The sequence below is a fragment of the Microbacterium sp. NPDC028030 genome (assembly GCF_040637855.1).
Taxonomy (GTDB): domain Bacteria; phylum Actinomycetota; class Actinomycetes; order Actinomycetales; family Microbacteriaceae; genus Microbacterium.
The window spans coordinates 440,963-464,822 of sequence record NZ_JBEZXF010000003.1 but is presented as its reverse complement, the minus strand read 5'-3'; the positions used below and the strand labels follow the sequence as shown (position 1 = coordinate 464,822).

The 23,860-nt window shown below is 69.0% G+C and carries 23 protein-coding genes; 13 read left to right on the top strand and 10 right to left on the bottom strand.

What is annotated here, in order from left to right; all coding sequences use genetic code 11:
- Window positions 1-17: 17 nt before the first annotated feature.
- Both AB0E56_RS16720 and AB0E56_RS16715 read left to right on the top strand, forming a co-directional pair.
- Window positions 18-1,031 (top strand): iron chelate uptake ABC transporter family permease subunit, encoded by a 1,014-nt coding sequence (locus AB0E56_RS16720; protein ID WP_359800879.1) that lies wholly within the window; start codon window positions 18-20, stop codon window positions 1,029-1,031.
- Window positions 1,028-1,783, top strand: a complete 756-nt coding sequence (locus AB0E56_RS16715; RefSeq protein WP_359800877.1) for an ATP-binding cassette domain-containing protein — start codon at window positions 1,028-1,030, stop codon at window positions 1,781-1,783. Before AB0E56_RS16720 ends, AB0E56_RS16715 begins: the two co-directional genes overlap by 4 nt.
- Window positions 1,784-1,793: 10 nt before the next feature.
- Here AB0E56_RS16715 and AB0E56_RS16710 read toward each other — a convergent pair whose 3' ends face one another.
- Genes AB0E56_RS16710 through AB0E56_RS16700 form a run of 3 tightly spaced genes read right to left on the bottom strand, consistent with a single transcriptional unit; the run spans window position 1,794 to window position 3,724 of the window.
- Window positions 1,794-1,991 (bottom strand): hypothetical protein, encoded by a 198-nt coding sequence (locus AB0E56_RS16710; protein WP_359800876.1) that lies wholly within the window; start codon window positions 1,989-1,991, stop codon window positions 1,794-1,796.
- 22 nt (window positions 1,992-2,013) lie between these two features.
- Window positions 2,014-2,973 (bottom strand): DNA-3-methyladenine glycosylase 2 family protein, encoded by a 960-nt coding sequence (locus AB0E56_RS16705; RefSeq protein ID WP_359800874.1) that lies wholly within the window; start codon window positions 2,971-2,973, stop codon window positions 2,014-2,016.
- Between the two features lie 46 nt (window positions 2,974-3,019).
- A complete protein-coding gene (locus AB0E56_RS16700; protein WP_359800872.1) occupies window positions 3,020-3,724 on the bottom strand; it encodes a winged helix-turn-helix domain-containing protein in 705 nt (234 codons plus the stop codon).
- 332 nt (window positions 3,725-4,056) lie between these two features.
- Here AB0E56_RS16700 and AB0E56_RS16695 point away from each other — a divergent pair, with 332 nt between their 5' ends.
- The 4 genes from AB0E56_RS16695 (at window position 4,057) to AB0E56_RS16680 (ending at window position 9,343) form a co-directional block, all read left to right on the top strand.
- Entirely contained in the window at window positions 4,057-4,365 is a 309-nt protein-coding gene (locus AB0E56_RS16695; RefSeq protein ID WP_359800870.1) for a GNAT family N-acetyltransferase, read from the top strand.
- A gap of 50 nt (window positions 4,366-4,415) precedes the next feature.
- Complete coding sequence (locus tag AB0E56_RS16690; RefSeq protein WP_359800868.1) at window positions 4,416-4,898, top strand: DIP1984 family protein; 483 nt, start codon at window positions 4,416-4,418, stop codon at window positions 4,896-4,898.
- A gap of 251 nt (window positions 4,899-5,149) precedes the next feature.
- Window positions 5,150-6,319 (top strand): exonuclease SbcCD subunit D, encoded by a 1,170-nt coding sequence (locus AB0E56_RS16685; protein WP_359800866.1) that lies wholly within the window; start codon window positions 5,150-5,152, stop codon window positions 6,317-6,319.
- On the top strand, window positions 6,320-9,343 hold the full coding sequence (locus AB0E56_RS16680) for an SMC family ATPase (RefSeq protein WP_359800865.1): 3,024 nt from the start codon (window positions 6,320-6,322) through the stop codon (window positions 9,341-9,343).
- Between the two features lie 25 nt (window positions 9,344-9,368).
- Here the strand turns inward: AB0E56_RS16680 and AB0E56_RS16675 are convergent, their stop codons facing one another.
- A complete protein-coding gene (locus AB0E56_RS16675) occupies window positions 9,369-9,926 on the bottom strand; it encodes a nucleoside phosphorylase (protein ID WP_359800863.1) in 558 nt (185 codons plus the stop codon).
- Window positions 9,927-10,035: 109 nt separating this feature from the next.
- On the opposite strand from AB0E56_RS16675, the gene nadE reads away from it, so the two are divergent.
- The 3 genes from nadE (at window position 10,036) to AB0E56_RS16660 (ending at window position 15,186) form a co-directional block, all read left to right on the top strand.
- Window positions 10,036-10,854 carry an ammonia-dependent NAD(+) synthetase gene (nadE, locus tag AB0E56_RS16670; protein WP_359800860.1) on the top strand — a complete coding sequence of 273 codons (819 nt, stop codon included), beginning with the start codon at window positions 10,036-10,038 and terminating at the stop codon, window positions 10,852-10,854.
- An 85-nt stretch (window positions 10,855-10,939) separates the two neighbouring features.
- Complete coding sequence (locus tag AB0E56_RS16665; RefSeq protein WP_359800859.1) at window positions 10,940-14,410, top strand: TM0106 family RecB-like putative nuclease; 3,471 nt, start codon at window positions 10,940-10,942, stop codon at window positions 14,408-14,410.
- Entirely contained in the window at window positions 14,407-15,186 is a 780-nt protein-coding gene (locus tag AB0E56_RS16660) for a hypothetical protein (RefSeq protein ID WP_359800856.1), read from the top strand. Before AB0E56_RS16665 ends, AB0E56_RS16660 begins: the two co-directional genes overlap by 4 nt.
- Window positions 15,187-15,208: 22 nt before the next feature.
- Here AB0E56_RS16660 and upp read toward each other — a convergent pair whose 3' ends face one another.
- On the bottom strand, window positions 15,209-15,841 hold the full coding sequence (gene upp, locus AB0E56_RS16655) for a uracil phosphoribosyltransferase (RefSeq protein WP_220173979.1): 633 nt from the start codon (window positions 15,839-15,841) through the stop codon (window positions 15,209-15,211).
- 79 nt (window positions 15,842-15,920) lie between these two features.
- Between upp and tadA the strand changes: the two genes are divergently transcribed.
- Window positions 15,921-16,376, top strand: coding sequence for a tRNA adenosine(34) deaminase TadA (tadA, locus tag AB0E56_RS16650; protein ID WP_359800853.1), 456 nt, complete (start codon window positions 15,921-15,923; stop codon window positions 16,374-16,376).
- Between the two features lie 19 nt (window positions 16,377-16,395).
- On the opposite strand, the gene AB0E56_RS16645 is transcribed toward tadA, so the two are convergent.
- Window positions 16,396-17,367, bottom strand: a complete 972-nt coding sequence (locus AB0E56_RS16645) for a cation diffusion facilitator family transporter (protein WP_359800851.1) — start codon at window positions 17,365-17,367, stop codon at window positions 16,396-16,398.
- Window positions 17,368-17,426: 59 nt separating this feature from the next.
- On the opposite strand from AB0E56_RS16645, the gene proC reads away from it, so the two are divergent.
- Window positions 17,427-18,266: a pyrroline-5-carboxylate reductase gene (proC, locus tag AB0E56_RS16640; protein WP_359800850.1), complete on the top strand. Its 840-nt coding sequence runs from the start codon at window positions 17,427-17,429 to the stop codon at window positions 18,264-18,266.
- A 4-nt stretch (window positions 18,267-18,270) separates the two neighbouring features.
- A complete protein-coding gene (locus AB0E56_RS16635; protein WP_359800848.1) occupies window positions 18,271-18,558 on the top strand; it encodes a DUF1905 domain-containing protein in 288 nt (95 codons plus the stop codon).
- 210 nt (window positions 18,559-18,768) lie between these two features.
- Here the strand turns inward: AB0E56_RS16635 and AB0E56_RS16630 are convergent, their stop codons facing one another.
- The 4 genes from AB0E56_RS16630 to AB0E56_RS16615 form a co-directional block, all read right to left on the bottom strand.
- Complete coding sequence (locus AB0E56_RS16630) at window positions 18,769-20,361, bottom strand: hypothetical protein (protein WP_359800845.1); 1,593 nt, start codon at window positions 20,359-20,361, stop codon at window positions 18,769-18,771.
- On the bottom strand, window positions 20,343-21,119 hold the full coding sequence (locus AB0E56_RS16625; RefSeq protein WP_359800842.1) for an ABC transporter ATP-binding protein: 777 nt from the start codon (window positions 21,117-21,119) through the stop codon (window positions 20,343-20,345). Before AB0E56_RS16625 ends, AB0E56_RS16630 begins: the two co-directional genes overlap by 19 nt.
- A 74-nt stretch (window positions 21,120-21,193) precedes the next feature.
- On the bottom strand, window positions 21,194-21,865 hold the full coding sequence (locus AB0E56_RS16620) for a TrkA family potassium uptake protein (protein WP_021198064.1): 672 nt from the start codon (window positions 21,863-21,865) through the stop codon (window positions 21,194-21,196).
- On the bottom strand, window positions 21,858-23,288 hold the full coding sequence (locus AB0E56_RS16615) for a potassium transporter TrkG (RefSeq protein WP_359800840.1): 1,431 nt from the start codon (window positions 23,286-23,288) through the stop codon (window positions 21,858-21,860). Before AB0E56_RS16615 ends, AB0E56_RS16620 begins: the two co-directional genes overlap by 8 nt.
- Before the next feature lie 107 nt (window positions 23,289-23,395).
- Between AB0E56_RS16615 and AB0E56_RS16610 the strand changes: the two genes are divergently transcribed.
- The gene (locus tag AB0E56_RS16610; protein ID WP_359800837.1) at window positions 23,396-23,815 is read left to right on the top strand and encodes a metalloregulator ArsR/SmtB family transcription factor; all 420 of its coding nucleotides are present in this window, start codon (window positions 23,396-23,398) and stop codon (window positions 23,813-23,815) included.
- The last annotated feature ends 45 nt before the right edge of the window (window positions 23,816-23,860 follow it).

Here is a 23,860-nt window from a genome sequence, read left to right as displayed (position 1 = left end):
CGGCGACTTCCCCGACCGTGAGCGCTCCGGTGCGTTCCGCCGGCTCGTTCACGGCACCGCGAGCCCGCCGTCGGTACGCGATCGTGCTCGGGATCCTGGTCGTGCTGTCGGTCGGATCGGGTTTCGGGCTCCTCGCGTGGGGCAACCCGATGCCCGTCGGAACACCGGGGTTCTGGCGCATCGCGCAGCATCGCGCGACCGACGTCATGGTCATGGCGCTCGTCGCGGTGGCCCAGGCGATCGCCACCGTGAGCTTCCAGACGGTCACGAACAACCGCATCATCACCCCGTCGATCATGGGTTTCGAGTCGCTCTACCGGGTCGTGCAGACATCGACCGTGTACCTGTTCGGGATCGCCGGTCTCGTCGCCATCCAGGGAGTGGGGGAGTTCGCGATCCAGGTCGCCATCATGGTCGGGCTCGCGGTCGCGTTGTACGGATGGCTGCTGTCAGGGCGATACGGCAACCTCCAGATCATGCTCCTCGTCGGAATCGTGATCGGCGGCGGGCTCGGCGCCGTCGCCACCTTCATGCAGCGCCTGCTCACCCCGAGCGAGTTCGACGTGCTGGCCGCGCGCCTCTTCGGCAACGTCTCCAACGCCGATGCGTCGTACCTCCCGCTGGCCATCCCCCTCGTCGTGGCGGCGTCCGCGCTGCTGTGGATGCGGGCGCGACGGCTGAACCTCATGGCCCTCGGCCCGGACGCCGCACGGTCGCTCGGGCTCGACCATCGGCGCGAGCTCTTCGTCGTGCTGTTCCTCGTCGCGGTGCTGATGGCGACGTCGACGGCTCTGGTCGGACCGATGACGTTCCTCGGGTTCCTCGTCGCGACGCTCGCGTACCAGTTCGCCGACACGCACGACCATCGACTGATCTTCCCCGTCGCCGCGCTCACCGCCTTCACCATCCTCGCCGGGGCGTACTTCGTCATGAAGAACGTGTTCTATGCGCAGGGCATGGTGTCGATCCTGATCGAGCTCGTGGGAGGCACCGTCTTCCTCATCGTCATCCTCAGAAAGGGCAGGCTGTGATCGCACTCGACGGCGTCCGCCGTGACTACAGCAGCGAGGTCGGGATCGGTCCCGTCGACCTCGAGATCCCCGCGGGCGGCATCTCGGCGCTCATCGGGCCGAACGGTGCAGGCAAGTCGACCCTGCTGACCATGATCGGACGCCTGAACGGGATGGATGCCGGAGCGATCGAGATCGCCGGACTCGATGTCGCCTCCACGAAGTCGAAGGACCTGGCGAAGGTCGTGTCGATCCTGCGGCAGGAGAATCACTTCGTCACGAGGCTCACGGTTCGTCAGCTCGTCGGCTTCGGGCGCTTCCCGCACTCGAAGGGCCGGTTGACCCGTGCGGACGAGGAGATCATCAGCAGCGCCATCGACTTCCTCGATCTGGGTGCGCTGGAGAGTCGATACCTCGATGAGCTCTCGGGTGGACAGCGTCAACGCGCGTACGTCGCGATGGTTCTCGCCCAGGACACCGAGTTCGTGCTGCTCGACGAGCCGCTGAACAACCTCGACATGCGGCATGCCGTGCAGATGATGAAGCACCTGCGGCGCGCGGCGGAGGAACTCGGCCGCACGATCGTCATCGTGCTGCACGACATCAACTTCGCGGGGCACTACGCCGATCACATCTGCGCCATGAAGGACGGAGCGGTCGTGGAGTTCGGCTCACCCGCCGCGATCATGACCGACGACGTCCTCACCCGGGTTTTCGAGACCCCTGTCCGCGTGGTCGACGGACCGTCAGGACCTCTGGCCGTGTACTACTGAGCGCGGTCGCTCAGAGCTCGATGCCGTGGTCTTCGTCGTTGACACCGGCGTTGTTGCCGCGGCGCGACTCGTATCCCAGGAACCAGCCCAACCAGACGATCGCGGCGAGGAGCACGCCGAGCCATACGTTCTGGAAGATCAGCCCGACCACGACGCCGACGATGAGGAGGCCGACGGTGATCGAGAGGCGCAGAGCGGTACGGGACATGGCCCCAGCATAGGCGGCGGTCTCAGCGGTCGCGATGGTCCTCGGGTGCGAGACGCGGACCCCGTCGAGGCTCGTGCACGCCGCTCGCGAAGATGAGACGCACGACGCGCTGACGGTGCCCCGCCCAGGGCGCGAGGAGTTCTAGCATCCCTGCGTCATCGGTGCGCTTTCCTGCGAGCGCGTACCCCACCTCGTGTGCGAGGTGATAGTCGCCGACGCTCACGGCATCAGGATCGCCGAGCGCCCGGATGCGGGTCTCGGCCGACGTCCACACACCCACGCCGGGCAGGCTCGTGAGCACGCGGTCGCGGTCGGCTCCAGAGGTGACCGCCTGCACGGCACGGGCGATGCGGTCGCCGCGTTCGGCCGCCCGCACGATCGTGCGGGACTGGGGTGGCTCGACACCGGCGCGGTGCCATGCCCAGGAGGGGATGCGCCGCCAATGCTCGGCGGACGGGGGTGCGAACAGGGGTCGAGGGGTCGGACCCGGCGCGCGCTCGCCGTAGCGGGAGACCAGCCAACGCCACGCGCCGAAGGCCTGCATCCCGGTGACCTTCTGCTCGATGATCGCGCAGGCCAGCGCGTCGAACACCTCGTCGGTGCGGGTGAGGCGCAGCCCTGGATTTCGTCGGCCTGCCTCGGCGATGAGCGGATGACGGGAGGCGTCGAAGCCGTCGTCGTCATCGTCGGCGCCGCAGAGTGCCGGTACACGTGCGAGTGCGTGCTCCGCGCCGGTACCCCAGGCCGTCGCCCGCACCTCTCCGCCGACGAGTCGGAGCGCCAGACTCGCCGGCCCGAGCGGGGTGCGCAGAGCACGCCAGATGACCGGTCCGTCGATGATCATCGTGGGATCGTTCCTGCCGCGGCGGAGCATCCCGACGGTGCGGAGCAGATCGAGGTCGTGCGGAGGGCGGTAGACGGTGTCCCTGCGGAGGTCTGCGTCGACGGCATCGGCCGCGGCGGAGTCCGCTGTCAGGGTCATGCGCCCACCCTACGCTCCGGCCCTGACACGGGCCTCCGGGTCGCGCTCAGAAGCGGTCGGGCGAGGGGGTTCCGTGTCCGTAGCGGATGACGACGTCGGCGTGCCTGTCGAACCGGTAGCCGATGCCGCGCACCGTCCGGACGATGTCCTCGTAGCGCCCGAGCTTGGCGCGCAGGCGACGCACGTGCACGTCGATCGTGCGCTCGCCAGGGGTCTCGTCGTCCTGTGCCTGCCAGAGCGCGGAGACCAGTTCGCTGCGCTCGATGGTGCGGCCCTCGCGGAGCACGAGGTACTGCAGCAGCTCGAACTCCTTGTAGGTGAAGGCGGCGGACTCGCCGTCGATGAGGACGCGCTTGCGGGAGATGTCGACGGTGACGCCCGTCTCCTCCTCGACCGTGTCGTCTTCGGCCGCGGCCTTCGTGCGGGCGATGGCGCCCGGCTCCTGCAGAGCGAGGCGGACGACGTCGAGGTCACGGCCGCCCGAGCCGTGCGGTGCGAGGGCGACCGTGGCGTGCGTCTCGGCGCCCGGTGCGAGCTCGGCGAGTGTGCGCCGCAGAGCGTCGACGAGGAGGGGGAGGCTGACTCCGGCTTCCGCGGCCTTGATCTCGTCGAGTCCGACGTAGAGGGCGAAGCCGCGAGGCGAGCGGACGGCGGGGAGATCGGCCGTGGTGGCGGCGAGAGGGGCGGGATCCGGCTGGGTGCGGATCGCGGCGGTGGTGGCGGGACGCTCGAGAAGTGCGGTGTTCGACATGATGATGTGGTCCTCAGGACGTGAGCCCGGATCGAGCGGGGCTCTGATGCGTTGCGTGAATGACCGGCGGAGCCGGGAAGCGAGCAAGGGTGGATGCTCGGTGACTCTGACCTCGCAGATGGCGAGAAGTTCAGGTCAGGCGGGGTGGCTGTTCGTTCAGCGACACATTCGGCAACACATGCCAACGCGACCGGGCATCATCATCCCGGCAGTCCCGTTCGCCTCCTGGGCGGACAAAGGGCGTGCGTTGGTGGTCATGGGGGGATTATGTCCGATCATGACGGCCCATGTCAAAACGCCCGGGCGGCCGCAGCGGGCGTAACGTGGGTCGAATGACGATCTCGCATACCGTCGGCGGCTTCATCCTGACCGACGAGAAAGACGCGTCGCGCTACACCCTCACGCGCGACGGCAAACTCGTGAGCGTGCTCGACTACCGGGACGACGGCAGCACGATCGCTCTCACCAGAGCCTTCACGATCCCGACTTTCCGCGGGAACGGCTACGCGGGCACGGTCGTCGAGGGTGCGGTGGCCGACATCCTCGAACGCGGTGATCGCAAGGTCGACGCGGTGTGCTGGTACGTCTCCGACTGGTTCTCCGCCCACCCTGAACACGCGCACCTGCTGCGCCATCGCTGACTCCCGCCGTATGACGTACTGTTACGCGCCGCGTTTGCAATGATGTGTGCATGAGACTCGCCGAAGCCCTTGCCGCACGAGCGGACCTGCAGCGCCGCATCGAGCAGCTGCGAGCGCGCATCGTCGCGAATGCGCGTTACCAGGAGGGGGAGGAGCCGGCGGAGGACGCCGCGACCCTGATCGGCGAGGCGGACACCGCGCTGGCCGATCTTCAGCACCTCATCCGCCGCATCAACGCCACGAACGCACGCCTCGACCTCGGCATCGACGGCACGATGACCGACGCTCTGGCGGCGCGTGACGTGCTGCGCCTCCGGCACTCGGTGCTGACGGATGCTGCGGCGGCCGCATCAGGGTCGAACGACCAGTACCTGCGCCAGATGCGCTCGGAGCTGCGGCAGGTCTCGGCACTCCCGGTGGCGCAGTTGCGTGTGCGGGCGGACGCGGTCGCGCAGGAGCTGCGCGAGCTCGACAACCGGATCCAGCAGGCGAACTGGTCGAACGACCTCGAGGAGGAGAGCGGGAGTCGGTAGTCGCGAAGGAGCGGGCACAACCCCAGCCGGAGGGGCAATTCCGGCCCTGTCGGGCGGAGGGCAGCCCTGATCTCGCATCGCGCAGCCCCGCACGCCGCACAGGTGAAGGTGCACGGAGCATCTCGCATCACCACGTGCCGGTCGTCGCGACGAGGGTGGGTCAGGGGACCTTCCGCCTCCTCCGCAGCCCGTGAACGTCGGGCACGGCACGCCTCGCGTGGAATGTCCGAGGTCCTTCGTACCGTGTGAGTATGCGAATCCTGCACACCTCCGACTGGCACATCGGCCGGACGTTCCATGGCAACTCGACCATGGATGCGCTGGCCGAGGTGCTCGGAGCGCTGACAGAGCAGGTTCGCGAGAACGCCGTCGACGTCGTCGTCGTGGCAGGAGACGTGTTCGATTCCGCGACGCCCTCCGGCCCGGCATACACCCTGCTCGGAGATGCTCTCGTCGCACTGCACGACACCGGCGCCCGCGTCATCGTGACGAGCGGCAATCACGACTCCGCTGCCCGCCTCGGCTTCCAGGCTCGCCTCCTGCGTGAGGGTATCCACGTGCTGACCGACCCCTCGGCGGTCGGGGTGCCCGTCACGATCGTCGACGCCGACGGACCCGTGCACTTCTTCGGGATCCCGTACCTCGAGCCCGCGATCGTTCGACAGCACTGGCCCGAAGGCGACGGTGCCGGGCGACCGCTGCGCACCCAGGCGCAGACCATGGCCCACGCGATGGACCTCGTACGCGCCGGAATGTGCACACATCAGGGGCGCTCGGTCGCGATCGCCCACTGCTTCGCCCAGGGTGTCGACGCCACGGTCGGGCTCGAACGGGAGGTGCGTCAGGGCGGGCTCGATCTCGTGCCGCTGAGCGTCTTCGACGGCCCCGACTATGTCGCACTCGGGCACATCCACGGACGACAGCAACTCAGCGATCGGGTGCGCTACGCGGGCGCCCCCCTGCACTACAGCTTCGGAGAGCAGAGCAAGCCTCGCGGATCGTGGCTCGTCGACCTCGACGCGAACGGGCTCGCGTCCGTCGCGTGGCTCGACCTGCCCGTGCCGCGTCGGCTCGTGACGCTCACGGGTCCGCTCGACGAGATCCTGTCGTCCGCGTCCGTGGCCGAGCACGCAGAGGACTGGGTCTGCGCGATCTACACCGATGCCGTGCCGCAGACCGAGCCGATGCGTCGTCTGCGCGAAAGCTACCCCTACTGCGCGATGGTGCAGCATCAGCCCGATGCGGTCGCCGAAGCGGAGCAGCGGTCGTATGTGCAGAGGCTTCGCACGGCGGTCACCGACGCCGACCGCATCGAAGCCTTCCTCGAACATGTGCGAGCGGGGCACGGACCCAGCCCGACGGAGCAGGAACTGATCCGTGACGTGCTCGATGAGCGGGTGCGCGCCGAGGCCCTCGTCTAGATGCGTCTCCACCGCTTGGAGGTCGAGGGGTTCGGTCCCTTCCGGTCGCGGCAGGTCGTCGATTTCGATGCGTTCGCCGACGACGGCATCTTCCTGATCGCGGGGCGCACCGGCGCAGGGAAGTCGAGCATTCTCGACGCCGTGTGCTTCGGGCTCTACGGGGGCGTGCCGCGCTACGACGGCGGGGAGAAGCGGCTTCGGAGTGACCACTGCGAGCCCGACGATCTCTCCGAGGTGGTGGTCGAGTTCAGCACCCCTTCCGGTCGGTTCCGGGTGACACGTTCGCCCGAATATCTGCGTCCGGCGAAGCGCGGCGGCGGCATGACGAAACAGGCGTCGGCCGTCGCCCTCGACGAGTGGAGAGGTGACGGCTGGGTCGGGCGGGCAGCGCGGGCCGTCGACGTCGGGAACGAGCTCGACGAGATCCTCCAGCTCAGCCGGGAGCAGTTCCTCCAGGTGATCCTGCTCGCCCAGAACCGTTTCTCCGAGTTCCTTCTCGCCGGGAGCAGAGACCGCCAAGCCCTGTTGCGCCGTCTGTTCGGCACGCAGCGGTTCGAAGACGTGCAGGCCCGGTTCGACGAGCGGCGCAGGGTTGCCGAACAGGGACTCAGCGCTCGACTCGCCACGGTCGAGGCCCGTGTCGACGAAGCCGAGCGCCTCGTGGCCAGGGAGGGACTGGCGGGGGAGCAGGACGATGACGTCACGGGGGCGACCGGAGAGCGGGCGGGTGCCTCCTCCGTCGACGACCGTCTCGCCGCGCTGACGCGTGCGAAGGCCCGTGCCGACTATCGCGCCGAGCGCCGGGCTTCCGAGCAGGCGGAGGCAGAGAATCGGTCGAACGCCGCCGACGCCGTGCTCGCGGCGACGCGGGAAGAGCAACACGCCCAGCGCGAGCGCGACCGCGCCAGGGCCGCTCTCGAGCGTCTGGATGCGGAGACCCCCGAGATCGATGCCGCCCGCGCGGAACTCGCGGCGGCGCGCGCAGCGGAGGCCCTGCGTTCCACCGTCGCCACAGCCGCCAGAGCACACGCCGAGTACCAGACGGCCGTCGAGACCGAACAGGCCGCGTGGGCCGCGTGGAACGCGTTCGACATCACGGTCGGTGGTGACAGCGAGGAGGGCGATCTCGAGGCGGGCGCGCTCGAAGAATGGGTGGCGGCTCGCACGAAGGAGACCGGTGCCTGGGAACGCGCCTGCGCGCTCGAAGAGCAGGAGGCGGGTCTCGCAGAAGAGCTGGCGACCGCGGCGGCAGCGGTCGAGGTGGCGACGGCCCGCGTCGAGAGCGGGGAACGCGAACGCGCGTCGTTGCCGGAGGCGATGGCGGCACTCACGGCTCAGCGGGATCAGGCGCGGCGCGTCGCCGACCGTGAAGGCGATCTGCGCGCGGCGCTCGATGCGGCGGATGCCCGTCGTGCCGCCGCGCGCGAGGTGCAACGGCTCCGCCGAGAGGAGGCCGCTGCCGACGCGCAGGTCGTCGAGGCCTCGGCGCTTCACGCTCAGGCGCAGACGGCTCTCGCGCAGCTCAGGCAGCGGCGCGCCGACGGTATGGCGGGCGAGCTCGCCTCTCGTCTCGTGCCGGACGCCGCATGCCCGGTCTGCGGCTCGCTCGAGCATCCCGCGCCCGCCACGCATTCCGATCCGGTCTCGCGCGAAGACGTCGAGGCCGCGGAGGTGGTGCGCGATGCTGCGGCGCAGCGCGAGCGTGAGCTCGTCGCCGCGTCATCCGCGCTGCGTGCCGAGCGCGCGGGAGCCGATGCGCGCTCGGACGGGCGGACCGTCGAGCAGGCCGAGGCGGAGTTCGCCGAGGCGGTCGCCGCGCACGCGCAGAGCCGTGCCGCTGCGGAAGAAGTCGTGGCGTTGGACACGCGGCTGGCGACGCTCCTCTCCCGAGCCGACGATCTCGAGACGGAGCGTGCGGAGGCTGCTGCCCACCTGGCGGCTGAGCGAGAGGCTCACGCCGTGCTGCTGCAGCGGAACGCCGACGCGCAGGCGGTGATCGCCGAGGCCCGAGGCTCGTTCCCTTCCGTCAGGGCGCGACTCGACGACGCGGCGGTCGCGATCGAGGCTGCCGATGCCCTCGTGGAGGCGATCGCCGAGACGGCCAGACGAAGGCAGGCGCTCGCGTCGGCGGAAGCCGAACGGGATGCGGCGCTGGCCGACACGGTGTTCGACAGCGTCACGGCCGTCGAACAGGCCCTGCGGACGGCGTCCATGCAGGGAGCTCTCGATGCACGCATCACTCAGCACGCCGTGCAGCGGGAGAAGGAGCGAGCCATCCTGTTCGACCTGGAACTGCGTACTCTTCCGGAAGACCCGATCGACCTCACCCCCGTCGAACAGGCAGCTGCCGCGGCGCGCGTTCTCTGGACCAGCGCGGTCGATGAGGCCGCCCGTGCGGGAGTCACCGCAGAGCGGCTCTCGGGGCTGATCGATTCGGCGTCGGCGGAGCACGCTCGTGCCGCCGACGACCTGGCGGGGTTCGAAGTGCTGCAGAACCTCGCAGACACGATCGCGGGTCGGGGCGCCAACACCCGCAAGATGACGCTGGAGACGTTCGTGCTCGCTGCCGAGCTCGAAGAGATCGTCGAGGCGGCCAATCGTCGACTGCACGACATGTCGTCGGGACGCTACCAGCTGCAGCACTCCGACGCCCTCGCCGCTCGCGGTGCCGCGTCCGGTCTCGGGATCGTGGTCGCCGACGCCTTCACGGGCCAGACCCGACCGCCGCAGTCGCTGTCAGGGGGCGAGACCTTCCTCACCTCGCTCGCTCTGGCGCTCGGCCTCGCCGAGGTGGTCACGGCGCGAGCTGGCGGCATCCGACTGGACACCCTCTTCATCGACGAGGGTTTCGGCTCGCTCGACGGCGACACGCTCGACGTGGCCATGCGCACGCTCGACGAACTTCGTCAGGGCGGCCGTACGGTGGGCGTGATCAGTCACGTCGAGGCCATGCAGGAGCAGATCCCCGCGCAGCTCACCGTGCGGGCACTGCCCAACGGGCCCAGCGTGATCGAGGCTCGCTGACGCGGGCGACCAGGGACGATCCGGTTCAGACGCCGTACTCGGTACGGATGACCTCGCGAAGCTGCACACTGCAGCGGGCGACGGCTTCGCGCCAGTCGGTGAGTGCGCCGTCCTCCGCCTGGTCGGACACGGCACGGAACACGCGGATCGGCACATCGAACTGCTCAGCGACCCAGATGTAGGCGTAGGTCTCCATGTCGACGAGCGCCGCGCCGGACGGGCGGATGACAGCCGTGATCTCGGCGTCCTCCACGAAGTGATCGCCCGTCGCGATCAGAACGCCGTCGCGCCCGGTCGACACGCGCGCGGGGAGGGAGACATGCTGCCCGGAGATGCCGTCGAGGTCTGTGACGTCGTGCTGGAAGGCGGCGCCGACCTCGTGCACCGTGGCCTCGAGCTCGGGATCGATGGCTCCCGCGGTTCCCACGACGACGATCTCGTCGTATACGTTGGCGTCGAGGGCGCGGGTGAGAGCGTACGTCGCCTGCAGCTTGCCCGGTCCGGTGACGAGACGGTCGAAGCCCGCGAGCTCCTCGGGGAATGCGGACAGTTCGGATGCGAGTGCGGCGAGCAGGAGTTTCACTGCCTCATTCTCTCAGGCCGCGACTGGCAGAAGCATCCGAACGCCGCGGCGTGACCCGGGCGTAACACGCAGGGGCGATACTGATTCGAAGACAAGACCGGAGGACCACATGTCGTTGCAACAGCAGATCTCCGAAGACCTCGGCGTCAAGCCCGAGATCGATCCCGAAGCCGAAGTCGATCGGCGTATCGGATTCCTCGCCGACTACCTTCGCACGACCGGTGCGAAGGGGTTCGTGCTCGGCATCTCCGGCGGGCAGGACTCGACGCTCGCCGGACGCCTCGCCCAGCTCGCCGTCGAACGGGTGCGAGCCGAAGGCGGCGAAGCGAAGTTCCTCGCCGTGCGGCTGCCGTATCGCGTGCAGCACGACGCTGCGGATGCTGCCGCCGCCCTCGAGTTCATCGCGCCGGACTCCTCGGTCGAGGTCAACATCCAGAACGGGGTGGACGGCGTCGAGGAAGACATCGAGTTCGCGGTCACGAGCGACATCAGCGACTTCAGCCGGGGCAACATCAAGGCGCGCGTGCGCATGGTCACGCAGTACGCGCTCGCCGGCCACGACGGTCTGCTCGTGATCGGCACCGACCACGCCGCCGAGGCCGTCACGGGCTTCTACACCAAGTTCGGCGATGGTGCGGCCGACATCCTCCCGCTGTCCGGGCTCACCAAGCGGCAGGGCCGGTCGCTGCTGCAGTTCCTCGACGCGCCGGACCGGCTCGCCTTCAAGGTGCCGACGGCCGACCTGCTCGACGGGCAGCCGGGCCGTGCGGACGAGGACGAACTGGGGCTCACGTACGAGCAGATCGACGACTTCCTGGAAGGGCGCACGGTGGAACCCGACGTCGCCGGCCGGATCGAGTCGAGGTACCTCGCGACCCAGCACAAGAGACACCTCCCGGTGACCCCTGACGACACCTGGTGGCGCTGACCGCCCGCACACGCCGGGGGTGCCCGGCTTCGCCCGTGTCGGATGCCGCGGATAGTGTCGAAGCATCCGACAGAACGGGAGCATCGTGCGGATCGACACTCAGGCGCAGCGCGTCATCTGGAGCGCGAGCGACCTCAAGGCGGCCGCCGAGTGCGAGTTCGCGTGGTGCCGGGCGATCGACGCGAAGCTGGGTCGGGTGCCTGCTGTCGAGGAACCCGAAGACGCGACCCTGAAGCGGGCGGCGGAGCTCGGAGACGTGCACGAGCAGAACGTGCTGGCGCGGTATATCGACGACCTCGGTGACGGCAGAGTCCACCGCGTCGAGAAGGTCTCCTCGGTCGACGCAGAGGCACTGGCCGCCGCGATCGACGAGACGGTGGCGGCTCTGCGCTCGGATGCCCTGGTGGTGTTCCAGGCGGCGTTCGCGACCGATGAGTTCGTCGGGTTCGCGGATTTCCTGCGCAAGGACGCCGAGGGGCGCTGGAGGGTCCAGGACTCGAAGCTCGCCCGCAAGGCGCGGGTGACCGCGCTCATGCAGTTGGCGGCATACGTCGACCAGCTCGACCGCCTCGGCATCCCCCGGTCCGACGAGGTCGACCTGATCCTCGGCGACGGAACGCTCAGCACGCACGCGGTCGACGACCTCCTGCCGCTGTTCCAGGTACGGCGCGCACGACTGCGCGCGCTCATCGCCGACAGGAGCATCGGCGACGGGGCGACGGGAGCACCGCTCGCCTGGGGTGACGACCGAGGCGATCTGCAGATCGTGGCGTGCGGGCGGTGCGCGACCTGCGAAGAGCAGGTGATCGCTCATCGCGACCTGCTGATGGTGGCGCGGATGCGTCCGGTGCAGCGTGCACGACTGCGGGCGTCCGGCATCGAGACGATCGATCGACTTGCCGATGCCACCGAGGCGCCGGTAGGGATGAACGTCGACACGTTCGAGACGCTTCGGGCACAGGCGCGTCTCCAGGTGCGGGCCGACCTCGAGGGAGTCCCGACCTACGAGGTGCACTACGCACAGGCGATCCACACCCTTCCGCTGCCCAGCCACGGCGACATCTTCTTCGACTTCGAGGGCGATCCCCTCTACACCGAGTCAGCGCCGGAGGGCGAGGCGCACTGGGGGATCGACTACCTGTTCGGGTGGGTCGACAACGCCGACCAGTACTCGGCGCTGTGGGCGCACACCTTCGCCGACGAGAAGCGTGCGCTCGAGACCTTCCTCGACTTCGTGAACGCCCGCAGGGTGGCGCACCCCGGCATGCACATCTATCACTACGCGCCGTACGAGACCTCGCACCTCGTGGCGATGGCGGCGCGTCATGGAGTCCGTGAGGGAGAGGTCGACCGGCTGCTGCGAGAAGGCGTGTTCGTCGACCTGTATCCGCTGGTTCTGCGCACGGTCCGCGTCGGTTCGCGGTCCTACTCGATCAAGAAGCTCGAGCCGCTCTACATGGGGGAAGACGTACGCACCAGCGATGTGCAGAAGGGCGACGACTCGATCGTGCAGTACGTCGCGGCGCGGGAGCTCGCGGCGGCGGGGGAACGAGCCGAGGCGGATGCGGTGCTGGCCGACCTCGCCGACTACAACCGCTACGACTGCGTGTCGACGCGACGCCTGCGCAACTGGCTCATCGACATCGCCAGGGAGAAGGGCGTGACGCCCGCGCCGCCCGACGATGCCGATGAAGTGATCTACGAGCCGTCGCCCCGTTCGGTCGCCCTGCTCGCCGATGCGGAGCGTGCCGTCGAGGCAGGTGGCGACGGGCTCGTGCACCGCATCGCGGCCGCCGCCATCGACTATTTCCCTCGAGAGGCGAAGAGCTTCTGGGTCTCGCACTTCCAGCGTCTGCGCGAACCGGTGACGATGTGGGACGGCACGCGCGATGTGGTGCGCATCGATGCGCCCACCTCGGCCGTCCGTCGCGATTGGAGCGTCGGCGAGGGGCGCCGGGTGATGTCCCGCGACCTCGAGATCCGCGGTGAGGTCTCTCCGGGCACCACGCTCGGTGCGGGATCCCAGCCGTTCGCGCTCTATGCGGTCCCCGCGCCGTTCGACACCGAGGTGCCGTCGCGCGCTGTGCACGTGCCCCACACGGTCACGGTGACCGAAGTCCTCGACGACGGCTATCTCGTCACCGAATCGGCGATCCAGGGTCAGACGTGGGATGAGCTGCCGCTCGCCCTCACACCGGCGGCGCCTCCTCGGGTGGTCTCGCTCCAGGGCGCGATCGACGAGTGGGCCGACGCCGTCCATGCCGCTGCACCGCAGTTCCCCGAAGATCCCGCCACCGACATCCTCCGCCGCGTCCCTCCGCGCACGGTGTCCGGCTCCGGCCTTCCTGCGGCGGACGACGACACGATCGATGCGATCGTGCGCGGGATCCTCGATCTCGACCGGAGCTACCTCGCCGTGCAGGGTCCTCCCGGTACCGGGAAGACCTACACGGGATCGCGGGTGATCGCGCGGCTCGTCAGGGAACACGGTTTCACCGTCGGTGTCGTCGCGCAGTCGCACGCCATCATCGAGACGCTCCTCGACCGGGTCGTCGCCGACGGCGTCTCGCCCGCGCAGGTGGGGAAGGCTCCCAAAGACGCAGACATCGATCCGCCCTACACGGCGATCCCGAAGAACGGCATGGCTTCCTTCCTCGCCGAGCATGCGGGAGAGGGAGCGGTGGTCGGCGGCACGGCGTGGGACTTCAGCAACACGCAGCGCGTCGATCGCGCGGGCCTCGACCTGCTCGTGATCGACGAAGCCGGCCAGTTCTCCCTCGCTTCGACCATCGCGGTCGCCGCCGGAGCGAAGCGGCTCCTGCTGCTGGGCGATCCACAGCAGCTCCCGCAGGTGAGCCAGGGCGCGCATCCCGAGCCGGTCGACACCTCGGCGCTCGGGTGGGTGATGGATGGCGATCCGGTCGTTCGCCCCGACTACGGCTACTTCCTTGCGCGCTCGTGGCGGATGCACCCGTTCGTCGCGGCACCCGTGTCCACTCTCGCCTATGCCGGGCAGCTCGCCTCGGCCCCCGGTACCGAGCTCCGATCGATCGACGGCATCGATCCGGGTCTCCACGTCGTGCCGCTCCGACACCGCGGCAACGCCACCCAGTCACCCGAAGAGGCGGCCGAAGTGGTGCGGCTCGTGGGCGATCTCGTCGGGCGCGTGTTCACCGACAACGACAGGGACGCATCGAGCAGACCACTCGCGCAGTCCGACATCATCGTCGTCACGCCGTACAACGCACAGCGCCAGCTGGTGCTCGATGCGCTCGCCGCGGCGGGATTCCCCGATGTCCCCGTCGGCACGGTCGACAACTTCCAGGGCAAGGAGGCGGTGGTCTCGATCACGTCCCTCGCCGCCTCGAGCGGCCGTGATGCCCCGCGGGGTCCGGAGTTCCTGCTGCTGCAGAACCGGCTCAATGTGGCGATCTCGCGCGCACAGGTCGTCGCGTATCTGATCCACTCGCCCGCGCTGCTCGATGACCTGCCGTACACGCCGGAGGGCGTCGCCCGGCTCAGCGCCTTCGCCCGTCTGGTGGGGGCAGCGGAATGAGCGGGCGTGCGCACAGCACGGAAGAGATCCTCCGCGCAGCTGCCGCTTGGGTCTGGTTTCCGCGCGACAGCGAGCACATCCGGGAAGAGCTGCTGCTCGTTCGAGACCCCGCGAGGTTCGGCGGCGGCGTGCGGGGATCCCAGGTGGACTCGGCGCTCGATCCCGTCGAGGTGGTCGATCGATCGCTGGCGCGGACGAAGGCCTGGGGAGAGACCCGGTTCACCTTCTGGACGAGCGCTGCCGACAGTCCCGACATCGAAGAGGAGATGCTCCGGCGGGGAGCGGAGCATGTCGACACGGTGGCGGTGTTCGCCCGGTCCCTCGACGACATCGAGATCGACGTGCCGTCCGACGTGTCGGTCGAGGTCGTGCGCACGCTCGATCAGGTGCGCGACCTCGACGGGGTCAACGTGCCAGTGTGGAAGCAGCAGCCTCTCGACGACGACGGTCTGCGCGAAGAACTCGCCGAGGTGACGACGGCGCTGGCGGCGCAGACCGGATGCCGCGTGCTCGCGAGGATCGACGGTCGATCGGTCAGTACCGGCGGATGCACGGTAGAAGGCGGATTCGTGCGGTTGTGGGGAGCGTCCACCCTCGAGGCGGAACGAGGCCGCGGCGCCTACCGTGCCGTGCTCGCCGAGCGGCTGCGGCAGGGGAGGGCCTGGGGTGCGAAGACGGCCCTCGTGAAAGGCCGGATCTCGACTTCCGCACCGATCCTGGCGCGAGCCGGATTCGCGCACTGCGGAGACGAACGCGTCTACCGTCTCGCGGTGTGAGGCGGGAGACGCGCGGACGTCGTCAGACCGTGCCGTAGAGCCTGTCGCCGGCGTCGCCGAGTCCTGGCACGATGTACCCCTTCTCGTTGAGGCGCTCGTCGAGCGCGCCCAGCACGAGGGTCACATCACGGTCGCCGGCCATGGCCTCGATCGCGGCGACGCCCTCGGGCGTGCCGAGCAGGCAGATCGCGGTGACGTCCTTCGCGCCGCGGTCGAAGAGGAACTGGATGGCGGCGGCGAGCGAACCGCCGGTGGCGAGCATCGGGTCGATCGCGAAGCACTGCCGGTCGCTCAGATCGTCGGGCAGACGCTCGGCGTACGTCGTCGGCTCGAAGGTGGTCTCGTCGCGCACCATGCCGAGGAACCCGACCTCGGCCGTCGGCAGCAGCTTCACGAGACCTTCGAGCATGCCGAGACCCGCGCGCAGGATCGGCACCACGATCGGTCGGGGCTCGGAGATCTTAACACCCATGGTGGTCGTCACCGGAGTGGTGATCTCGACCGGGCTGACCTTCACATTGCGCGTCGCCTCGTACGCGAGCAGGGTGACGAGCTCTTCCGTGAGCTGCCGGAAGACCGGCGACGGGGTTCGCGCGTCGCGCAGCACCGAGAGCTTGTGAGTGATGAGGGGGTGGTCGGCCACGTGAACACGCATGGATACAGGGTAATGCGCCGCAGGTCCCCGCACGACATCGCGCCCCGACCGAGAGCGGTCGCTGTCGTAGGCTCGACGCATGTCCGACGACGATGCTTCCGCGATGCGCCGTGCGCTCGCGCTCGCAGTCGAGGCTGCCGCGGCGTCGGAGATCCCGGTCGGAGCGGTGGTCCTCGACCCGGAGGGGCGGGTGATCGCAGAGGGCCGCAACACCCGGGAGGCGACACATGACCCCACCGGTCACGCCGAGATCGAGGCGATGCGCGGTGCCGCGGCGGCGGTGGGTTCCTGGAACCTCGAGGGGCACACTCTCGTGGTGACGCTCGAACCGTGCATCATGTGCGCCGGGGCGATCCTGCAGGCACGGATCAGCCGGGTGGTCTTCGGGGCGTGGGACGACAAGGCGGGTGCGGCGGGCTCCCTGTACGACCTGCTGCGCGACCGGCGACTTCCCTATCGTGCCGAGGTCATCGGCGGTGTCGAGGCGGAGGAGTCCACAGCCCTCCTGCGCGCGTTCTTCGCGCAGCGGCGCTGACTGCGGCGACGGTCCGCGATCAGTCGGAGGACTTCAGGACGAAGACGTCGGTCGGGGGCTCGGGGTCGATGGCAGGACGGTACACGTCGGGCTCGATGTAGACGATGCGCGCGACCGGCACGGCCTCGCGGATCCGCGCCTCGATCGCGTTGATATCGTCGGCGACCTCCCGCAGCGGCTTGTCGGCGGTGAGAGCGATCTTGGCGGCGACCATCAACTCGTCCGGACCGAGGTACAGGGTCTTCATGTGGATGATCTTCTCGATCTCGTCACCCGCGTTGATGGCGTCGACGATCCGGTCGTGGTCGGCCTGTGTCGCACCCTCGCCGACCAGCAGGCTCTTCGTCTCGACGCCCAGCACGATCGCGATCAACACCAGGAGCACACCGATCATCACGGTTCCGAGCGCGTCGAACACGGGGTTCCCGGTGATCAGGGTGAGGCCGACGCCGAGGAGCGCGAAGGTGAGTCCGGTCAGCGCACCCACGTCTTCGAGGAGCACGACCGGAAGTTCAGGGGCCTTCGAGCGCCGGACGAACGAGACCCACGACTGCCCCTTCTCGCGCACGAGATTGCTCTCTCGGACCGCGGTGCTGAGGGAGAACGACTCCAGCCCGATCGCCACGACCAGCACGACGAGGGGCAGCCACCACCAGGTCTTGTCCAACTCGTGAGGGTTCGTGAGCTTCTCGACGCCCTCGTAGATCGCGAACAGGCCGCCGACCGAGAACAGGATGATCGAGACGACGAACGCATACACATAGCGTTCGCGACCGTAGCCGAAGGGGTGCGCGCGGTCGGCCTCTCGGCGGGCCTTGCGTCCGCCCAGCATGAGCAGCAGTTGGTTTCCCGCGTCGGCGACCGAGTGGATGGCCTCAGCGAGCATCGAGGCGGAACCGGAGAGCGCCCAGGCGACGAACTTCGCGAGGGCGATGCCCATGTTCGCCAGGAACGCCGCGACGATGGCCTTGTTGCCTCCGGATGCACTCATGTCACGAGTCTAGAACCGCCCGCCTGAGGATGCGGGAGTGCCCGCCGTAGGATGACGACATGGCCGAATCCCTTCCTTCCCTCGCTTTCCTCGGTGCCGGTTCGATGGGGGGCGCGATCCTCCGTGGGGTGCTCGCCTCCGGGATCCGGATCGACGGGGGGATCACCGCGACCAACCGGACGGCCGAGAAGGCCGCCGCCTTCGCGGGCATCGACGGGGTCACCAGCATCGCCCTCGCCGAGCGGCCGGATGGCAACGCCGAGGCCGTCCGTGAGGCGCGCATCGTGCTGGTCGGGGTGAAGCCCGCGATGGTGCCGGACCTGCTCCGCGAGATCGCCCCGCACCTCGCCGCCGATTCGATCGTGGTGAGCGTCGCCGCAGGGGTCACACTGCAGACCTTCGCCGAGGTGCTGGGCGCAGACGCCCGTGTCATCCGGTCGATGCCGAACACCCCCTCCACCGTCCGCAAGGGCGTCACCGGTCTCGCCGCCGGTGCTGCCGTCTCCGACGACGACCTCGCTCTCGTGCGCAGTCTCTTCGAGACCGTCGGAGCGGTCGTCGAGGTGCCGGAGTCGCAGATCGATGCGCTGTCCACGATCTCGGGCTCCGGGCCCGCCTATGTGTACCTGCTGATCGAGGAGTTCACGAAGGCCGCAGTCGGCATGGGCTTCGCCGACGCGGATGCGCGCCTGATGGTGGAGCAGACGTTCATCGGCGCCACGGCTCTGCTCGACGCCTCCGGCGAGGACCCCGCCGAGTTGCGCCGCCGCGTCACGAGTCCGAAGGGCACGACCGAGCGCGCTGTCGCCGTGCTGCAGGACGCGCACCTAGAACGCACGTTCGGTGATGCCGCCGCTGCCGCGCTCGCCAGGGCGAAGGAACTCGCCGCCGGCGGGTGATCCCATGCGACTGCGGATCGAGGGCGCGATCTGGTTCTGGCGCGGACCCGCGCCGTTCCACTTCGTCACCGTGCCGCCGGTCGAGAGCGAGATGATCCGCGAGGTCGCCTCGGTGGTCACCTACGGCTGGGGGATGATCCCCGCGTCGGTCACGATCGGCTCCACCTCCGTGACCACGGCGCTCTGGCCGAAGGACGGCGGGTACATCGTGCCCATCAAGAAGGCGCTTCAGGATCGCGAGGGCGTCGGCGTGGATGACGTGGTCGAGATCGTTCTCGAGATAGACGCCTGACCCGTCAGGCTGACTCGAGGATGCGGGCTCGCTCGCGAACGGCGCACACGCGGAATCAGGCGCACGCGCGGAATCAGGCCGATTCGAGCACGTTCGGCCTGATCTCGCGTGATCGCCTGATCTCGCGTGATCGCCTGATCTCGCGCGATCGCCCGACGCCGTGGGGATCTGCGTGTCGCGTGCCTGCGTGTCGCGCGGTGCCTGCCCGCGTCAGCTCTCGCTCGATACTTCGGCGAGGACCTCGGGCCAGCGCCGGTTCAGGATGCGTCCGCCGAGGGCCGTTCCACCCCACACCGCGAGGGCGCCGAACACGAGACCGCACGCGAGACTGACCCAGCCGAACACCGGGTTCCAGATCCCTGCGATCGCGAAGCCGAACGCCGGGGCGCCGAGTGCGAGCGTGATCGGTCCGATGATGATCATCGCGAGCAGGGACTGCACCCCTCCCGACGAACCGCGACCGAACGGGTTGGCTTCCGGCGCGGGCGCTCTGCCCGGCAGGAAGCTGCCCACCCACGCTCCGGCACCGGCTGAGATCGTGGTCAGCCCGAGGGCGGATCCGATGCTGCCGGGGAGTAGATCCCACCGTCCGGCGATAAGGCAGGTGGCGACGCACAGCGCGATCGTCACGGGGATCGCGATGATCCCGAACCCGAGCAGGCGCCCTGCCCGATCGGCCGCGCCGCTCACACCGTTGAGGATGTGTGCGGCGATCGCGTCGTTGTCATAGGCGATCGCCATCTGCACGATCGTCCCCGCGAGGAGCGCGTTGATCGAGGGGATCAGAGTGATGACCGGAGCGAAGCCGACCGACTCCGCCTGCAGCCCGTTCATGAGGCTGAGCCCGATGAAGATCGCGGGAAGCAGGAGCAGCATCACGATGTTCACGACCTGCCGCGGGTCGCGGCGGAAGTAGCGCAGCGTCCGCGCGGCGATCGCCCCCGTCGGGTTCGCCGGGAGCACCCTGTCGAGCAGTCCGGCGGAGCGCACACGGCCGCCGCCGCTGCTCTGGATGGGGGCGACGAGACGAGCAGCGAGCAGCGCCCCCGCCGCGAACCACAGGGCGGCGACCGTCGCGAGGGCGATGAGGAGACGGAGCGCGGCGCCGATGATGTCGCCCTCGGCGGCGGAGGCGGAAACCCCGAAGACGGCACCGATCGGCGTCCACCCGACGATGTCGGCGATCATCACGAAGGTTCCGCCGACATCCCTCACCGTGCTCAGCGCGCCGATGCCGAGATTGAGCAGGAGGCCGGAGGAGGCGAGCAGCACGACGCCGAGGGTCAGTACGAGGTCTCGGGTGCTGCGGCGTGCCAACCACCCGGCGAGGACCCCGCTCACGACACGGGCGCCCAGCACGCAGGTCGCGACGGCGACGGGGATCAGCAGGAGGGCGGTGAGCAGTGCGGCAATGTTCACCGACCAGCCGAGGAGCATGAGCACCAGCGCCGCGGTCGTGCCGATGCCGCCGACGGTCGTCGCTCCGGCGACGACGAAGCCCGGGAGCAGCGTGCGGGCGGTCACCGGCAGCAGGGCGAAGCGCTCCGGTGCCAGCGAGTCGTCGGCGCTGACCAGGATCGAACCGATCCACCAGCCGAGGACGATCACGGCGCCGGCGAGGACGATGGCGGTGACGGCGGCGTCCGGCGCGGCGAATCGCAGCGCGACGAGCGCTGCCGTGAGTCCGCCGAGGAATCCCAGGGCGATCATGCCGGTGATGACCAGCGTGACGATCATCCAGGGGTTCCGCGACAGCTGGTGGCGCAGCTGGCGCCAGCGCAGGCTTACGAGGAGCGCAACCACGCGAGCGTCTCCGTCCCGAGGTCATGCGCGCCCACGAGCGTGAGGAAACGCTGCTGCAGCGAGAGCCCTGCGCGCACGTCGTCGAGCGCGCCATGGGCGAGCAGCCGGCCCTCGGCGACGATCGCGACCCGGTCGCACATCGACTCGACCAGCTCCATCACGTGACTGGAGAGCACGACGGTGCCTCCGCTGTCGACGAACGAGCGCAGGATCTGGCGGATCGTCTCTCCCGACACCGGGTCGACCGCTTCGAGCGGCTCGTCGAGGATGAGCAGGCGCGGTGCATGGATCAGGGCGCACGCCAGCCCGATCTTCTTGCGCATACCCGCGGAGTAGTCGACCACGAGCGTGTCCCGCGCGTCGGTGAGTCCGAGGGCGTCGAGGAGATCCCCGCTGCGGGAGACGACCTCGGCCTCGGCCATGCCGCGCAGCAGCCCGGTGTATCGCAGCAGCTCGGCACCGGTGAGCCTGTCGAGCATGCGGATGCCGTCGGGGAGAACCCCCATGCGCGCCTTGGCCGCTGCGGGATCCTGCCACACGTCCGCACCGAGCACCCACGCCGTCCCGGAGTCCGGGCGCAGCAAGCCCGTGGTCATCGCGAGGGTCGTGGTCTTACCCGCACCGTTCGGCCCCAGCAGGCCGAGCATGGAACCGGCAGGGACGTCGAGCGAGAGGTCGTCGACGGCCACCTTGGGCCCGAACTGCTTGCGCAGCCCGCGGAGGGCGAGGACAGGGGGAGCCACAGCGTGGTCGGTCATGCGCCCATCCCATCACGGCGACCGACGGCGACGCATCCACCGCCCGGGGGAGTCGAGAGATCGGGGGAGGGGCGTCAGCGGTCGAGGCCGGCGAACCGCTCGATGTCGCTGTTGGTGCCGGAGACGATGATGAGGTCGTGGTTGGTGACGATCGTGTTCGCCTCGGCGTAGCGGAAGGGCTTGCCCGGACTCTTCACCCCGACCACCGTGACCTTGTACTTCGAGCGCACGCCTGACTCGTTCAGGCCGACCCCGCGGATGAACTTCGGCGGGTACATCTTGGCGAGCACGAAGTCGTCATCGAAGCGGATGAAGTCGAGCATCCGCCCGCTGACGAGGTGTGCGACGCGCTCGCCCGCTTCGCGTTCGGGGTAGATGACGTGGTTCGCGCCGACGCGGGCGAGGATCTTGCCGTGCGACTGCGAGACGGCCTTGGCCCAGATCTGCGGCACCTTGAGGTCGACGAGGTTCGCGGTGATCAGCACGGATGCCTCGATGGAGGAGCCGACGGCCACGACGGCGACCTGGAAGTCCTGGGCGCCGATCTGGCGCAGGGCATCGATGTTCTTGGCGTCGGCCTGCACGGTGTGCGTGACCCGGTCGGACCACTTCTGCACGAGCTCGAGGTTGTCGTCGATCGCGAGCACCTCGCGGTCGAGGCGGTCGAGCTCTCCGGCGCAGGCGGCGCCGAACCGGCCGAGGCCGATGACGAGGACGGGAGCGTCGCCCCGGAGGACTTCAACCAACGATCGGCCTTTCCACGGGCAGCGAGTAATACTGCGTTCGCGATGTCGCGGCGACGGCCGCGGCGAGAGTCACTGTACCAACGCGCCCCATGAAGATGGTCGCGGCCATCACGTAGGACGCGGAATCGGGGAGATCCGCTGTGAGGCCGGTCGACAGCCCGACCGTTCCGAACGCGGAGATCACGTCGAACAGCACGTGGCTGATGTCGGCCTTCGTGATCTGCGATATCACGATGGTCGACAAGGCCACGATGGTGGCGCCCCACGCGACGACGCTGAGGGCGACCCGCTGCACATCGCTCGGGATGCGGCGGCCGAAGGCCTCGACGGACTGCCGTCCCTTCGCCTCCGACCAGACGGCGATCGCGAGGACCGCGAGGGTCGTCACCTTGATGCCACCTGCGGTGGAGGCGGAACCGCCTCCGACGAACATCAGCATGCTCGCTGCGAGCAGGGACGAGCCGTTCAGATCGTCCATCTCGATCACGTTGAAGCCGCCTGATCGAGTCATGGCAGACAGGAAGAACGCCTGGAACGTCGTGTCGGCGGCATCCATCGATCCGAACGTCTTCGGGTTATTGAACTCCAGGATCACGAAGACCGCGGCTCCGACGATGAACAGCAGCACCGTCGTCACGAGGGTGAGCTTGGAATGCAGCGACCACCGCTTCACGTGCCAGACGTGCTTGGCGAGGGTGTAGATGACGGGGAACCCGATGCTGCCGAGGAACACTCCGACCATGAGGAGGGAGAGCACGAGGTAGTCGTCGGCGAACACCGCGACGCCGCCGTCGTTCGGAGCGAATCCGGTGTTGGTGAACGCCATCGCGGCGAAGTACGGCGCTTCCCACAGGGCGGCGATGGGGTCGACCTTCGCCATCACGAGTGCCGGGTAGAGGAGCGCCGCGAGCGATGCCTCGATGATGAGGGCGGACACGGCGACCGTGGTCAGCAGCTGGCCGACCTCGCCGAGCCGGACGGTCTGACTCTCGTTGACCACGCCTCCGTGCGCCCGCAGCGGATTGGTGTCGCCGGCTGCCATGAGCTTCGCCCGCAGGCCGAGTCGCTTCGAGATGAGCATGCCCATGAGCGAGGCGAGCGTGAGGACGCCCAGCGCGCCGATGTTGACGCCGATGAACACCACCACATGGCCGAACGGCGACCAGTGGTTGGCCATGTCGACGGTCGCCAGCCCGGTGACGCAGATCGTGGAGACGGCGGTGAAGAGGGCATCGCTCAGTGGTGTGACGGTGCGATCGGCCGCCGCGATCGGCAGCGAGAAGAGCACCGTGAACACCATGATGAGAAGCGCGAACACCGCGATGGCGAAGCGGGAGGGCGACGAGGTGATGAGGTGCTTGACACGGCCGGAGGCATCGCGCAGACGGTGTCCTGGGGACGACGCCGAAACGATGCCCGACATCGCTGCCCCCTTCGAGTTTCTTCCTCGGTCACCGACCTCGGACGCACGGCGCCAGTCGCCGAGCCTTCGTCATGGTACTCCGTGCCGGGGGCGACTACCCTGAACTCATGACGGACATCTTCGACGTGATCGCAGACGGTACGAGGCGAGACATCCTCCAGCTCCTGCTGCGACGCACCACCGAAGGGGAGACCGGCACCAGCGTCAGCCAGATCGTCGCCGACCTCGGGATCAGTCAGCCGACGGTGTCCAAGCATCTGAAGGTGCTGCGCGACGCGGAACTCGTGTCTGTGCGGGAAGACGGGCAACGACGTTTCTACAGTCTGGCCGTCGAGCCGCTCGAGGTCGTCGACGACTGGCTCGTCCCCTTCCTGGTCGACGCCTTCGGAGACGGAGCGCCGGACATCGACTACCCGGGCGGTGCCCCGCTGCCGGATGGTGCGGCGCACGCAGCCGAGGTCGTCGGTCGTGCCGCGGCGTCTGCGAAGCATGTCGTCACCAGCGCACTCAAGCGACTCGGCGCCTGAGGTCCCAGACGTGATTCGCCCCTGACGACAGGGGGCGTGTCGTCA

Excerpts from the sequence above, each read along its gene's own strand:
- AB0E56_RS16710 (WP_359800876.1), bottom strand. The coding sequence starts at position 1,991 with ATGTCCCGTACCGCTCTGCGCCTCTCGATCACCGTCGGCCTCCTCATC.
- AB0E56_RS16705 (WP_359800874.1), bottom strand. The coding sequence starts at position 2,973 with ATGACCCTGACAGCGGACTCCGCCGCGGCCGATGCCGTCGACGCAGAC.
- AB0E56_RS16700 (WP_359800872.1), bottom strand. The coding sequence starts at position 3,724 with ATGTCGAACACCGCACTTCTCGAGCGTCCCGCCACCACCGCCGCGATC.
- AB0E56_RS16695 (WP_359800870.1), top strand. The coding sequence starts at position 4,057 with ATGACGATCTCGCATACCGTCGGCGGCTTCATCCTGACCGACGAGAAA.
- AB0E56_RS16690 (WP_359800868.1), top strand. The coding sequence starts at position 4,416 with ATGAGACTCGCCGAAGCCCTTGCCGCACGAGCGGACCTGCAGCGCCGC.
- AB0E56_RS16685 (WP_359800866.1), top strand. The coding sequence starts at position 5,150 with ATGCGAATCCTGCACACCTCCGACTGGCACATCGGCCGGACGTTCCAT.
- AB0E56_RS16680 (WP_359800865.1), top strand. The coding sequence starts at position 6,320 with ATGCGTCTCCACCGCTTGGAGGTCGAGGGGTTCGGTCCCTTCCGGTCG.
- nadE (WP_359800860.1), top strand. The coding sequence starts at position 10,036 with ATGTCGTTGCAACAGCAGATCTCCGAAGACCTCGGCGTCAAGCCCGAG.
- AB0E56_RS16660 (WP_359800856.1), top strand. The coding sequence starts at position 14,407 with ATGAGCGGGCGTGCGCACAGCACGGAAGAGATCCTCCGCGCAGCTGCC.
- upp (WP_220173979.1), bottom strand. The coding sequence starts at position 15,841 with ATGCGTGTTCACGTGGCCGACCACCCCCTCATCACTCACAAGCTCTCG.
- tadA (WP_359800853.1), top strand. The coding sequence starts at position 15,921 with ATGTCCGACGACGATGCTTCCGCGATGCGCCGTGCGCTCGCGCTCGCA.
- AB0E56_RS16645 (WP_359800851.1), bottom strand. The coding sequence starts at position 17,367 with ATGAGTGCATCCGGAGGCAACAAGGCCATCGTCGCGGCGTTCCTGGCG.
- proC (WP_359800850.1), top strand. The coding sequence starts at position 17,427 with ATGGCCGAATCCCTTCCTTCCCTCGCTTTCCTCGGTGCCGGTTCGATG.
- AB0E56_RS16635 (WP_359800848.1), top strand. The coding sequence starts at position 18,271 with ATGCGACTGCGGATCGAGGGCGCGATCTGGTTCTGGCGCGGACCCGCG.
- AB0E56_RS16625 (WP_359800842.1), bottom strand. The coding sequence starts at position 21,119 with ATGACCGACCACGCTGTGGCTCCCCCTGTCCTCGCCCTCCGCGGGCTG.
- AB0E56_RS16615 (WP_359800840.1), bottom strand. The coding sequence starts at position 23,288 with ATGTCGGGCATCGTTTCGGCGTCGTCCCCAGGACACCGTCTGCGCGAT.
- AB0E56_RS16610 (WP_359800837.1), top strand. The coding sequence starts at position 23,396 with ATGACGGACATCTTCGACGTGATCGCAGACGGTACGAGGCGAGACATC.